Source organism: Campylobacter concisus (assembly GCF_003048575.1).
In the GTDB taxonomy this organism is placed as follows: Bacteria; Campylobacterota; Campylobacteria; order Campylobacterales; family Campylobacteraceae; genus Campylobacter_A; species Campylobacter_A concisus_U.
Genome location: NZ_PIRZ01000002.1, coordinates 31,132 through 44,502 on the forward strand (window position 1 = coordinate 31,132; position 13,371 = coordinate 44,502).

The window sequence follows — 13,371 nt, forward strand, 5'->3', positions numbered from 1 at the left end:
TTTTACCTTTTAATTTACGCTAAATACGCTACTGCCACTGCCACTTAGAAATTTATCTCTAAACTCATTCATCTGTGGATAGAGGTTAAAACATGGCGCAAAAAGATCGTTTAGCTCCTCGTTTTTATAAATTTCAAGTAGCTCTTTGCTTTTTAAATTTTGCATCTTTTTTGCAGCATTAACGTCTATGTATTGTAAGAAATTGCTTCTAAATTCTTGATAAACCATCGGTGTGGAGCAAAAAACATTTGGTGTGAAAATATTTAAATTTGGCACTTCGTCATCAAATTCTTCTATGATTTCGCCTATGCCGCTTGCATTTGCTGCCTTGTAGCCACTTACGAAAAAAGCTACATCTGCGCCGATTTTAGACGCTATTTGCATCAAATTTTCATGTTTTATACTTAAATTTAGCTCATCATTTACCATTAGCAAAAAGGTGGCAGCGTTTGAACTACCTCCACCAAGGCCCGCACCAATTGGGATATTTTTGTTGATGATGATTTTATGAGAGCTAAAAAACTTGTCGAGCTCGTTTGAAAAGCCGGCTTTTTTTAGCTCATCTACCGCTTTTTGGATGATGTTATCTTTTATATCGTGGTTATTACATTCTATGGCAAAAGAATCTGACTTTTCAAAATAAATTTCGTCAAAAAGCTGCTCACAGAGGATAAAGCGCGATAAAATTTCGTGGTAGCTGCCTCTAGTGCCAACTATCTTTAAAAATATATTTATCTTTGCAAAGCTTTTCATTTCTCAATTTTTTTAGCTAGCTCATGAATATCGGCTTCACTTGCAGTTTTTGTGGCATGGATATTTTCGTTTTTGATATCGTTTGCTAGTTCGCTTCTTAGTATCATTGTATTTCGTGGCGCTTCGATACCGAGTTTAACAGTATTTTTTGAAATATTTACTATGACAACTTTTATGTCATTTCCTATTAAAATTTCTTCATTTTCTTTTCTTGCTAGGATTAACATTTTTCAACCTTATTTAGAGTGTAATTTATAGTATCATCCGTGATTTGGATTACGCTCATAAATTTATCATAATTTAGCAAATAAATTCCTTGCTTTTGTGTTTCAAAATCGTTAATTTTTAATTTCTTACCATCAAGAATATCGTTTATATCCCCAAGGTATGTATTTTTCTGAATGTTTAGAAAATCACAAATATTCAAAAATTTTTCATTTTTGTAGCAAAATTTGCCTTCACTTATCCTTTTTAATGAGCTTAAAGTTACATTATAACCAAGCTTTTTTCCAAAAATTTCTGTATACGAACGGATATAACTTCCTTCGCTTACACTTAAACGAAGTGTCAAAAATGGATGCGAGTAGTTTAAAATTTGGCTATCAAAAATTTCCATAGTTTCTTGCTTTAGCTCAAATTCTTCGCCACTTCTTGCTAGCTTGTAAGCTCTTGTGCCATTTACGTGTTTAGCGCTAAATTTTGGCGGGACATAGTTTATCTTGCCTGTTAGCTCGCCTCTTATGGCTTCAAGTTTTTCTAAATTTAGCTCTTTTACATTTGAAATTTCAGTGATATTTTCATTGTCCATACTAGGACTACTTACCCCTAGCCAGATCGTCGCCTCATAGACCTTTGGGCTTTTGTCTAAAAATCTAAAAAATTTCGTATACGAGCCAAAAGCGACTATCAGACAACCACTCGCAAATGGATCAAGTGTGCCTGAAAATCCAGCTTTTTTAACACCGTATTTTCTTTTAAGCTTTCCTAAAAAGTGGTTTGAGCTCATGCCAGCTGGCTTGTTTGCCACAAAAATGGCGTTCATACAGCTTTTTCCACGAAGCTTGACATGATCTCTCTTACGTTGCCACCAAAATTTATAGTTAGTTTAAACTCTTTTTTGATCTTACTAACCGCGCTCACCCTACCGATACCAAAAATTTTATGCTTAACAAGGTCGCCTTTTTTAAATTCATTGCTTGTTTCGATGACTAGCGAGCCATGTGTGATACCACTTTCGCCTAGAAATCTACTTTTATTTAGTCTTGTTCGCTGACCCTTGTAAAAGCGTGAGTTTGCAAAGCTTAGGCTAAGTGTTTTTTTGGCTCTTGTGATCGCTACGTAAGCTAGCCTGCGTTCTTCTTCTATATCGCTGCCGTCGCCAATGAGTGGAAAAAATCCCTCTTCAAGGCCGATCACAAAAAGGTGTTCAAACTCAAGCCCCTTGCTCGCATGTACACTCATGATACTAATTGCCTCGTCGCTGATACCGTCTTGCTCACTTGTTAGCGTGATCTCGTTTAAAAACTCCTCTAGATCAAAGCTTGGATTTTGCTTGATCTGATCTTTTAAAACAGCGTAAAACTCGTCGATGTTTGCCGCTCTTTCAGCGCCATCTGGCAAGCTCTCGTAGTATTTTTTCACGCCAAATTTAGCTTCAAATTTATCTATCAGGTCAAAAACCGAGCTGCTTTCTTGAAGCTCTTTTAGGTTGTTTGCAAACTCAACAAGAGCTGATTTCACCTTTTTGCTAAAGGCTTCGTCGTTATCAGAGATGTTTGAGATCGCCTCAAAGATGGAAATTTTGCCATCAAATGCCATTTTTTCAAGCTTATCAAGGCTCACTTTGCCTAGTCCTCGTTTTGGGCGGTTGATGATGCGTCTTATTGAAAAGTCATCGTTTGGATTATTTATCAGCCTTAAGTAGCTTATGATATCTTTGATCTCAGCTCTTTCGTAAAATTTTACGCCGCCGACCATTTTATAAGCGATCTGCTCTTTATTTAATCCATCTTCAAGCGAGCGAGAGAGTGCATTTATGCGGTATAAGATCGCGATATCTTTTGCTTGCACGCCTTTGCTTAAAAGCTCTTTTATACATTTTGCGATCTTGCCAGCCTCGACGCTCTCGTCAAAGCTCTCTATCAAATTTACAGCCTCGCCTTCGCCCATTGTGCCCACAAGCTTCTTGCCAAGGCGGTTGCGGTTATGATCTATCAGCTCGTTTGCAGCCTTTAGTATCGCCTCGCTCGAGCGGTAGTTTTTCTCAAGTCTGATGATCTTTACGTTGTTAAATTGATCTTTGAAATTTAAGATATTATCTATTTTAGCGCCGCGCCAGCCGTAAATGCTTTGGTCATCATCGCCCACCACGCAGATGTTTTCGTGGCATAGACAGAGCTTTTTTAGGAGCTTATACTGAAGGTCGTTTGTATCTTGATACTCATCGACCATTATGTATTTGTAGCGGTTTGAAATTTCTCTAGCAAGATCTTCGTTTTCGTCTAAAATTTTATATGTAAGCCCTAGCAAATCGTCAAAATCAACAAGGTTGTTCGCCTTTAAATAGTCCTCATACTTTTCATAAATTTGCGCTGCTTGCTTGTAAAAGTTGTCCTTGCTCTTGTCAAATGAAGAGAAATTTGCATTTTTATAGACCTCTTCGACGCTTAAAAGCGAGTTTTTATAGTTTGAAATTTCACTTGACAAAATCGCAGTTGCGACCGGACTTTCAAAGCTTTTGATGATGCGTTTTTTATCGTCTGTGTCGATTATTACGAAATTATTTTTTCTGCCAAGCTTTTCAATGTAAAGCTTTAAAAACAAAAGTCCAAATTTGTGAAATGTGCAAAGTAGCGGCGAATAGTTTTTACCGCTTTGGCTTAGCATCGCCATGGCTCTACTACGCATCTCGTTGGCGGCTTTGTTTGTAAAAGTAAGAGTTAGTGTATTTGCCGCATCTATACCGACCTCGCCGATGAGGTAGACAAGCCTAGTAGTGATCGTCTTTGTCTTGCCGCTGCCAGCTCCTGCAAGTATGAGCATCGGACCATCTATATGAGTAGCTGCTTCGCGCTGAGATTCGTTTAAATTTGATAGTAATTTTTCCATTTTTTGCTTTTTAAATTTTCTTTTGATTTTAGCCAAAAATGCTTAAAATTACTATTTTTTCTTAAATATATCTTTATTTTTAGGATTTTGTAAAAAGACTGAAACCGATTTTTTTGTGTGGTCCGCTTGCTTCTCTTTTGGCTTATGAATAGAAAAATTTACAAGGATCGGGCTATTTTCAACCAAAATTTGAACCACTGCACCGAGTGGAAAGGAGACCACAGAGGCAAAATTTTCACTACCAAATCCAGCCTCGAAGCTAAGCTCATCTTGCGTTAGTTTCGCACTCTCAAGCGTATAGCCACCAAGTGAAAACATAATGACTGGCATGCTAAAGCTTCTACTTATCTCATCTGGCAAGCTTGGCTCAAAGCTAACTAGCGGTAAATTTGCCATAACTGAGAAATTTACCCCTTTTTCAAGCAAAAAATCAATGCACTCATAGACATGCATCTTCATCAAAAGTGAAAATTTCTCATCATCTAAAATTTCGTCTAACATCTTAATCCTTTGAAATTTCTAAAAACTCATCTACTAGCTTTTTAACCTCGTTTATGCCGATCTGCCAGAAATTTTTATCATTTATGTCAAAGCCAAATTTAGCCACAAGCTCCTTTGGACTAAGGCTGCCGCCAAGGCTCAAAAACTCGGTGTAAATTTCAACAAAATTTTCGCATTTGCCGCTTTTATAAAGTCCAAAAAGTGCAAGCACAAGAAGCTGCGCGTAAGAGTAGGCGTAGCAGTAAAATGGTGTGTGTATAAAGTGCGGGATATAGCTCCACCAAATTTTGTAGTAGTCATTTAGTGTGACGCTTTTGCCAAACATCTTTTTGCTCTCTTTTAGCCAAATTTTATTTAGCTCATCTAGGCTGATCTCGCCCTCATGTGCGTGCACAGCTCGCTCAAATGTGGTGAAATTTATCTGGCGGTAAAGCGTAGCAAATATATCCTCGATCTTGCCAGCGAGCAGCGAAATTTTCTCCTTTTTGCTAAGGCCGTCTTTAATGTGATCAAAAACTAGCATCTCGCAAAAGACTGAAGCCGTCTCAGCCGTGGTTAGCGGAGTGTCTGAATTTAGGTAGCTTACACCATATGAGAGCTTTTGATGCACGGCATGGCCAAGCTCGTGAGCTAGCGTGAAAAGGTCTCTTCGTTGGTTGGTGTGATTTAGCAAAACATAAGGGTGAGTGTCGCTTGATCCTGAGTGAGAAAACGCCCCACCTCGCTTGTTTGGCGCTGGATAAACGTCGATCCAGCCATTACTAAAAGCGCTTTTTACGATCTCGCCAAATTTGGGCGAAAATGCCCCAAATGCCTTTAAAACTATCTTTTTGCACTCATCAAATTTATACTCACCCTCGCTGCTAAGAGGCGCGTATCTATCGTAGTCATGAAGCCTTTTAAGGCCTAAAATTTCTCTTTTTCGCTCATAAAATTTAGCAACTAGATCAAAATTTTTCTCAGTTATAGCAATTAGCGAATCAACGCTTTTTTTACTGATTTGATTTTCAAGGTGTCTTGGTTCTTCGGGTAGCTTGAAATTTCTAAGCTCGCAGCTTGTTTTTAGATCAGTTTTTATCATATTGTATATATAGCCAAGAAGGTGCTGGTGTTTGCTAAGCTCGTTTGAGAGGCTTTTGGCGGCTAGTTTTCGCACGCTTTGGTCGTTGTCATGAAGCTTTGCTAAAATTTCCTCTTCGTTTAAAAGCTCGCCTTTAAATTTAAACCTCATCTTGCTCATGCTCTCATCAAAAAGCCTTGAAAAGCCCTCAGCTCCAGTGCTAGCAGTGCGAAGTAGTACCCTCTCTTCGGCAACGCTTAGTTGGTGCGGTTTTGCTTTGGCGAGGTTGCTTAGATAGTAGCCATATTTTTTAGAGCTTTTTATGATCTCTTCTTGTTTTTTAGGGCTAAGCTCATTAAATTTGATCTCAAAAAATATCAAATTTTCATTTGCTTTTGTCGCTATCTCATCGATCTTTGCATAAAATGCACCCTTGCTTGTATCTTTGGCAAAATTTAAAAAAGCGTAAGTCATTACTTTTGAAATTTTAGCGATTAAATTTTCATATTCGCCAAATGCCTTTAAAAACTCGTCTGTTTTTAAATTTTCATAATTTTCTAGGTATTTATCTTTAAATTTCTCGCACTCTTTTTGTAAATTTAGTGCGTTTTGCTCGCACTCTTTTTCGTTTGCAAAAAGTGCTTTTAGATCCCAAATTTGCATATTTATCCTTTAAATTTTTGGGACATTTTACAAAAAAATGGATAAAAGTAAAATTTCAGCCAAAATTTAGCTGAAATTTTATGAAGATTAGTTTGAAGTCTCTGAGGCTACGGCTGTAAAAAGAACGTCTGATGAGCTATTTAACGCAGTTTCAACTGAGTCTTGGATGACGCCTATCGTAAAGCCAACTGTGACAAACTGCATTGCTATGTCATTGCTGATACCAAAAAGACCGCACGCTAATGGCACTAGAAGAAGCGATCCTCCAGCCACACCTGAAGCGCCGCATGCACCAAGAGCTGAGATAAAGCAAAGAAGTAGCGCATCGCCAAATGTAACTGTGATAGATGGGATAGAATTTACCGCGGTAAGCGCTAGGATACTAATGGTAACTGCCGCACCGCCCATGTTTATGGTGGCTCCAAGTGGGATAGAGATAGAGTAAAGCTCCTCTTTTAGACCAAGCTTTTTGCAAAGTGCCATATTTACAGGGATATTTGCGGCCGAGCTTCTTGTAAAAAATGCTGAAATAGCGCTCTCTTTTAGACAGATCATGACAAGTGGATAAGGATTTTTTCTAGTTAATACAAAAACCATGGCTGGATAGATGATAAATGCGACAACAAGCATTGCTCCAACAAGAACTAAAATTAGTTTTAGATATCCTGCAAGTACTTCAAATCCAGTTTCATGAATGCTAATAGTAACCATACCAAAGATACCAAACGGAGCTAGTCTAATGATAAATTTAACGATATGAGTTACGCCATCACTTATATCTTTAAATACTTTTTTGGTCTCAGCTGTGGAGTTTCTAAGTGCGATACCACTACCAACCGCCCAAGTGATTATACCTATATAGTTACCATTTGCTAAAGCATTTATCGGGTTTTCAACCATTTTATAAATGAGATCTTTTAAAACATTAGTAATTCCCTGAGGCGCTGACATATCAGCACTTGCAAGACCTTTTAAAGAAAGCTCCACTGGAAATAAAAAACTAGCAATAACTGCAACAACGGCTGCTAAAAATGTACCAATTAGATAGAGTGTAATGATCTTTTGCATACCTTTTGTATGACCAAAATCTCTTAAAATGATGGATGTTGCCACTAAAACAAAGACAAGAATTGGTGCGATAGCTTTTAAAGCGCCTTTGAATAAATCGCCTAAAACTGAAGCTGAAGCTGCGATAGAATCGGCTGAACTAGCTTTTTCTTTGGCTTCGTTTAGCTGCTTGGCTTCATCTTGACTAAGGTGAGTTTTTATAACTTCATCTACGCTCAAACCAGTTTCGTTTTGAATAGTTTGAATTTTAGCCGAGATCTTGTTATAAGGAGTAGCTTCGTAGTGTGTGTAAAAGCCAACTAGGGCACCTAGGATGATACCAACTAAAATTTGAACTATCAAATTTCCATCGGCGTATCTTCTTGCTATGTTTTTAAGCATATTCATTTGACACCTTAATAAATTAGTTTTTTGTTGATTTTAGCTAAACAATTTTTAAATATAAAGAATTTGATAAAGATTAATTAGCCTTTTAAATAGATTTGTTACAATTGCACAAAATTTAGTCAAGAAAAAAAAGGATGAAAATGTATCTATTTACCTCTGAAGTTGTAAGTCCAGGTCATCCAGATAAATGTGCTGATATAATCGCTGATAGCATAGTGGATACTATTTTAACACAAGATCCAAATGGGCGTGTTGCAAGTGAAGTCTTTGTGGCTGGGAAAAACATAGTAATAGGCGGAGAGATAAACTCAAAAGTAAAACTCTCTTTTAAAGATTATGAAAAGATCGTAAAAGATGCTCTTGCACATATCGGATATGATGGAAAGAGTAATTTTACAAAAGAGCAGTGCTTGCATCCAGATGATATCGAGGTCAAAGTCTGCATAAATCAACAAAGCCCAGATATAAATCAAGGCGTTGATCAAAGTAGCGGTGAGATAGGGGCAGGCGATCAAGGTATCATGTTTGGCTTTGCAAGCTGCGAAGCGAAAGAATTTATGCCTGCAGCTATAACTTACGCAAGAATGCTTTGCGAAAAAGTATATAAATTTGCCAAAGCAAACCCTGATAAGCTTGGTGTTGATATAAAAACGCAAGTTACTATTGATTACGGTAGCAAAGATAACTTTGAAAACTGCAAACCTCAAAGTATCCACACTATCGTTGTCTCTGCCCCTTGCGTGGAGAGCATGAAGATAGAAGAGCTTCGCGCACTAATACAAAATTTAATAGATGAAACTGGTCTTCCAAAAGAACTATATAATAAAGAAAAAACGATCATCTATATAAACCCAACAGGCAGATATGTAAATCACAGCTCACTTCACGATAGCGGTCTAACAGGCAGAAAACTAATCGTCGATAGCTTTGGCGGATATAGTCCAATAGGCGGTGGTGCTCAGTCAAGCAAGGACTACACAAAGGTTGATCGTAGCGGACTTTACGCAGCGCGCTGGATAGCTAAAAATATCGTCGCAGCTGGCCTTGCTAAAAAATGTATCGTTCAGATAAGCTACGCGATCGGCGTTGCAAAGCCAACTTCAGTTAGCGTTGATACTATGGGAACTCACGCAAACGGCGTAAATGACGATATGCTTTCAAATTTTGTAAGCGAGCATTTTTCTCTAACACCTCGCTGGATAACAAATAAATTTGGTCTTGATAAGCCAAGTAAAGATACATTTTTATATGCAAAAGTAGCTGCAAAAGGTCAAGTAGGAAATGCAAAATACCCTTGGGAAAAGCTTGATGCGGTTGATACCTTCAAGGCTTTACTAAAAAAATAATCAAAAAAGTGGCTTTATCTAAAAGCCACTTTAAATTTCTCTTCAAAACTCATCCCAAAACGCTTTTTTAGGCTTTATGATCTCACTTTTTGAGCCATTTACGCTGTGATAGACTGCTTTATTGTATTTTGTGGCAAGGTACTTTATTAGTAGCCTTTGAAGCACAGGTTCGCTACTTGGCACAAACCAACCATTGTTTGTGATAGCTACAACCACGTCAAATTCACCATTATAAAGCTCTTCTCTTGTCGCCTCGTAGCAGATAGCATTTCTAATTTTAACTCCGTCTATCTCATAGTCGCTAAAATTTTCAGCCTTTTTAAAGTCACTAGCTCCACCAAAAAATAGCTTATTTACCGCATCTTGCATAAATTTTGGCAGAGGAATTTCTTCGCCAAAAGGCACTAAAAATTTCTTATCCATTCGCCTTAGATCGCCATCTTGAAACAAAAATGCAGAGTTATAAATTTGCTTATTTTCATAGGCAAGCGCACCAGCTACGATAGTTATCTTTTTAGAAAGCTCTTTTAACTCATCAACAAGTAGCGGCTCATTTGTCATAAATAGTGGAAACGCGCTCTCTGGAAGGACAATAAGGCGTTTTTGCCCAGCTATAGCGCTACTTATCATGTCTAAATTTTCATTTGTAAATTTCATACGTAGATTTTTATCCCAGCGCACCCTTTGAGCGACATTAGTGTTTATTAGCTCCACGTTAAATGGCAGAGTTTTTGCCTCGCCACTTTTAAACTGTAAAGCGGCGATCAGGCAGATAAAAGCTAGGCCAAATTTTAAAAATTTATTACTTAAGCTTAAAGAGATGGCTGCTAAAAATATAAATATAAGCCCTCTCGTGCTTGGTTCAAAAGACCCTAAAACAAGCGTGGCTTCAAGGTTAAACCAGTTAAAGCCAAATGGATGAACGTAGCTTACTAAAAATAGTAAAACAGCTCTTAGCATGACAAAACTGGGAAAAGAGGCTGCCCAAAACATAAATCCGTAAACAATGGCCACAAAGAGAATGACAAATGGTATAAGCCAGACTAGTTCATAGTAGATAAAACTAAAGCTGATCCAATAAAACCATAAAATTCCTGTGAAAAATCCAGCCACGAAAAAACCAGCTCTGCTTAAATTTATGATGATGTAAATTCCAGTCAAAGTTAAAAATGGCGAGATAAAATTTAAGAGTAAATTTTCGAAGAGGCTTAAAAAAATAAAGTTGGAGAGCAAAAAAGCACCGACAAAGGCTTTTATTATAATTTTAGTGCTAAAATGTCCGTTTAAAAATCTTACAAATAAGGAAATCCATGCAAAACGCTGATTTTTTAACATCATTACTACCTCTTGTTGTGCTTTTCGCCATATTTTACTTTTTGGTTATCAGACCTCAACAAAAACAACAAAAAGCCCACGCAGCAATGCTTGCAGCTCTTGACAAAGGCGATAAGATAGTAACTAATGGTGGACTTATCTGCGAAGTGATTAAAGCCGAAAATGATTTTATCAAAGTTAAACTTAACGATGATGTAATCGTTCGCATAGCACGCGAGTTTGTAGCTAAAAAGATCGAAGATAAATAATGCGTAACGCAAGAGTCACATATAGGCTAATTATCTTAATATTAGCCCTGATCTTTGGTTTTGGCTTTTCGGTGCCATCTTTTTTTCAAACACAAAGCGGAGCTAAAATTTCACTTGGCCTTGATCTTCAAGGCGGCCTTCATATGCTGCTTGGTGTTGAAACGAGCGAAGCTATTCACTCAAAAATAAAATCAATAGCTGGAAGTATAAATTATTATGCTAAAAAAGAAGATGTATTAATTGATAAATTTAAGATTAAAGAAGAGAACATTGACTTTACTCTCCTTGATGGCGACGAAGCTCCAAAAGTAGATAAAGCACTTGCTGAGATAAAGGGGCTTGATATAAAAAAAGATGGTTTAAACTACAGCATATCTTTAACAGAACAAGAAAGAGTGGATACGATCGAATATGCGATCTCGCAAGCTGTTGAAACTATTAGAAACAGACTCGATCAGTTTGGTCTAGCTGAGCCAACTGTTGCCAGACAGGGCAAAGATAATATCCTGGTTGAGCTTCCTGGTATAAAGACTGAAGAGGATGAACAAAGAGCAAGAGATCTCATCGCAAAGGCTGCTCACTTGCAGTTAATGGCAGTTGATGATAAAAGACAAGATCAGGCTAATACAATGAGTGAGGCTGAGGCTGAAAGCTATGGTGACGTGATCTTTAAAGATGCTAAAAACGACCGCGTGAAATATGTCGTTAAAAACATCCCAGTGCTTGATGGCTCGATGCTAACTGACGCAAAGGTTGCATTTTCTCAGCAAAATAACCTACCGATCATAAATTTCACTCTTAACTCAGAGGGCGCTAGAATTTTTGGTGATTTTACTGGTGCAAATGTCGGAAAAAGGCTTGCTATCGTGCTTGATGGTAAGGTTTATTCAGCTCCTATTATAAATGAAAGAATAGGTGGTGGCAGTGGCCAGATAAGTGGTGGCTTTACCCTTGATGAGGCTCACGACGTAGCGATTGCACTAAGAAGTGGCGCACTTTTAGCCCCTGTTAAGATGCTGGAAAAAAGAAGTGTCGGTCCATCTTTAGGACAAGAGAGCATCAACCAAAGCATGGTGGCTCTTGCTGCCGGATCTATCTTGGTTGTGCTATTTATGCTAGTTTATTATGGAATTTCTGGAATTTTTGCAAATATCGCACTAGTTGCGGATGTCGTTATATTAGTCGCTGTTATGGCACTTTTTGGAGCGACGCTTACTCTGCCAGGTATGGCTGGTATCGTGCTAACTATCGGTATGGCGGTTGATGCAAACGTCATCATAAATGAACGTATCCGCGAGCTTTTGCGTGAAGGCGTGGCGATAAGAACAGCTGTTCAAAAGGGTTATGAGCACGCCATGAGCGCAATTATCGACTCAAATTTAACTACTATCATCACAGTTGCGGTGCTTTACGCTTATGGCACTGGCCCAGTTAAAGGCTTTGCAGTAACAATGGCAATAGGTATCATGGCTTCGATGCTAACAGCTATACTTGGCACCCATGGTATGTTTGATGCTGCTATGGATAAGATAGAAAAAAGTGGAAATACCAGACTTTGGTTTGGTTATAAAAGGAGCTAATGATGCAAATTTTTACTAAAGCAAAAGTTTATGATTTTATGCGTTTTAGATTTGCTTCACTAGCATTTTCTATATTTTTATTTGTTGGCTCTATTGTTTTACTTGCTACAAAGGGGTTAAACTACGGCATTGATTTCTCTGGCGGTACGCTTATTCAGCTAAAATACGACACCAAAGCACCACTCGATAAAATCCGCGACGCTTTTGGCACAAATGAAGTACTTAAAAACGCCTCTGTTACTGAGTTTGGAAGCGAAGATGAGGCTATTATTAGATTTTCAGGTTCAAGCTCAAATTTAACTGGCGACATCGGCACTGAGATAAAGCAAATTTTAAAAGATACTGGAAATTTTGAAGTAAGACGTGTTGATATCGTTGGACCAAAGGTTGGTGATGAGCTTAGAGAAAAAGGCTTGATGGCTCTTGGACTTTCACTAATTGGCATATTAATCTACATCACATTTAGATTTGAGTGGAGATTTGCACTTGCTGCTATTGCAACCGAAATTCACGATATAGTCATAACTGTCGGTGCTATTTCGCTATTTAATATTGATGTAAATTTGGATACGCTAGCGGCTGTTTTAACGGTACTTGGCTACTCTCTAAATGATACGATTATTATCTTTGATAGGATCAGAGAAGGCATAAAAGAGAGCAAGCGAACTGACATCGAGGGTGTTATCAATGAGTCAGTTTCAGCCACACTTTCAAGAACTATTCTAACTTCAGCAACTACGATGATGACGGTTCTTGTGTTATTTTTATTCGGTGGAGATATGATACATGGATTTTCATTTATTCTTATCGTTGGTATTGTCATTGGAACGATCAGTTCGATCTACATCTCTTCGCCGTTTCTTATCTGGTTTAAATTTAGCATCGAGCATTTTAGAAGTAGAGAGACTGAAAAACAAAAGATAAAAAAAGAGCGCGAAAAAGAGCGTGCCATGTTTGAGAAAGGCGTTGTGTAAGGAGGGATAATGAACTGGGGAAAAGTTATCTACATATTTTTTGCATTGATGAGTCTTACGACTACAGCAGAATTTTTATATGATAAAAACGAGATTGCCCTTTTTGTGGCAGCTAGTATAAATTTAGTTTCAACGCTACTTAAGATCGGTGTTAAAAATTTACTCTCAGCTGAGCTTTTTGCAAGCTCGCTGGTTGCTGATTTACACCTTATACCAGCTTTTGTTATTTTGCAAGTCTCTGAAAATATAACACTTAGCTATTCGTTGGCTATTGGCGCAGTCATTGCAAATATATTTTCACTAGCCTTGGTTTTAATAGAATCAAGCAAAGCTCAAGAAGAATTTTAG

13 protein-coding genes are annotated in these 13,371 nt (G+C 37.8%); 5 read left to right on the plus strand and 8 right to left on the minus strand.

All coding sequences use genetic code 11. From position 1 onward, the window contains the following. Positions 1 to 9: 9 nt before the first annotated feature. The 7 genes from CVS84_RS02330 to sstT all read right to left on the minus strand — a co-directional run bounded on the left by CVS84_RS02330 (position 10) and on the right by sstT (position 7,540). Positions 10 to 753, minus strand: a complete 744-nt coding sequence (locus tag CVS84_RS02330; RefSeq protein WP_107691002.1) for a 4-(cytidine 5'-diphospho)-2-C-methyl-D-erythritol kinase — start codon at positions 751 to 753, stop codon at positions 10 to 12. Then, entirely contained in the window at positions 750 to 980 is a 231-nt protein-coding gene (gene csrA / locus CVS84_RS02335; RefSeq protein WP_021090864.1) for a carbon storage regulator CsrA, read from the minus strand. The genes CVS84_RS02330 and csrA overlap by 4 nt, the downstream gene beginning before the upstream one ends. Beyond that, positions 974 to 1,795 (minus strand): tRNA pseudouridine(55) synthase TruB, encoded by an 822-nt coding sequence (truB, locus tag CVS84_RS02340; RefSeq protein WP_107691003.1) that lies wholly within the window; start codon positions 1,793 to 1,795, stop codon positions 974 to 976. The genes csrA and truB overlap by 7 nt, the downstream gene beginning before the upstream one ends. Beyond that, on the minus strand, positions 1,792 to 3,861 hold the full coding sequence (locus CVS84_RS02345; protein WP_107691283.1) for an ATP-dependent helicase: 2,070 nt from the start codon (positions 3,859 to 3,861) through the stop codon (positions 1,792 to 1,794). Before CVS84_RS02345 ends, truB begins: the two co-directional genes overlap by 4 nt. A 51-nt stretch (positions 3,862 to 3,912) precedes the next feature. Continuing rightward, entirely contained in the window at positions 3,913 to 4,362 is a 450-nt protein-coding gene (locus CVS84_RS02350) for a hypothetical protein (protein ID WP_103580571.1), read from the minus strand. A 1-nt stretch (position 4,363) separates the two neighbouring features. After that, positions 4,364 to 6,085, minus strand: coding sequence for a M3 family oligoendopeptidase (locus tag CVS84_RS02355; RefSeq protein WP_107691004.1), 1,722 nt, complete (start codon positions 6,083 to 6,085; stop codon positions 4,364 to 4,366). Between the two features lie 87 nt (positions 6,086 to 6,172). Further along, the gene (gene sstT, locus CVS84_RS02360) at positions 6,173 to 7,540 is read right to left on the minus strand and encodes a serine/threonine transporter SstT (RefSeq protein WP_413784319.1); all 1,368 of its coding nucleotides are present in this window, start codon (positions 7,538 to 7,540) and stop codon (positions 6,173 to 6,175) included. Positions 7,541 to 7,680: 140 nt separating this feature from the next. Here sstT and metK point away from each other — a divergent pair, with 140 nt between their 5' ends. Continuing rightward, entirely contained in the window at positions 7,681 to 8,886 is a 1,206-nt protein-coding gene (gene metK, locus CVS84_RS02365; RefSeq protein WP_107691005.1) for a methionine adenosyltransferase, read from the plus strand. Between the two features lie 42 nt (positions 8,887 to 8,928). Here the strand turns inward: metK and CVS84_RS02370 are convergent, their stop codons facing one another. Next, on the minus strand, positions 8,929 to 10,221 hold the full coding sequence (locus tag CVS84_RS02370; protein ID WP_199906096.1) for an apolipoprotein N-acyltransferase: 1,293 nt from the start codon (positions 10,219 to 10,221) through the stop codon (positions 8,929 to 8,931). Between CVS84_RS02370 and yajC the strand changes: the two genes are divergently transcribed. From yajC to CVS84_RS02390, 4 genes are read left to right on the plus strand one after another with little or no spacing between them, the layout of a single operon-like run. Then, on the plus strand, positions 10,197 to 10,469 hold the full coding sequence (yajC, locus tag CVS84_RS02375; protein ID WP_002941849.1) for a preprotein translocase subunit YajC: 273 nt from the start codon (positions 10,197 to 10,199) through the stop codon (positions 10,467 to 10,469). The genes CVS84_RS02370 and yajC overlap by 25 nt on opposite strands. Then, positions 10,469 to 12,049, plus strand: a complete 1,581-nt coding sequence (gene secD / locus CVS84_RS02380) for a protein translocase subunit SecD (protein ID WP_107691007.1) — start codon at positions 10,469 to 10,471, stop codon at positions 12,047 to 12,049. The genes yajC and secD overlap by 1 nt, the downstream gene beginning before the upstream one ends. 2 nt (positions 12,050 to 12,051) lie before the next feature. After that, positions 12,052 to 13,023 carry a protein translocase subunit SecF gene (gene secF / locus CVS84_RS02385; RefSeq protein WP_107691008.1) on the plus strand — a complete coding sequence of 324 codons (972 nt, stop codon included), beginning with the start codon at positions 12,052 to 12,054 and terminating at the stop codon, positions 13,021 to 13,023. A gap of 9 nt (positions 13,024 to 13,032) precedes the next feature. After that, on the plus strand, positions 13,033 to 13,371 hold the full coding sequence (locus CVS84_RS02390; protein WP_021090699.1) for a DUF6394 family protein: 339 nt from the start codon (positions 13,033 to 13,035) through the stop codon (positions 13,369 to 13,371).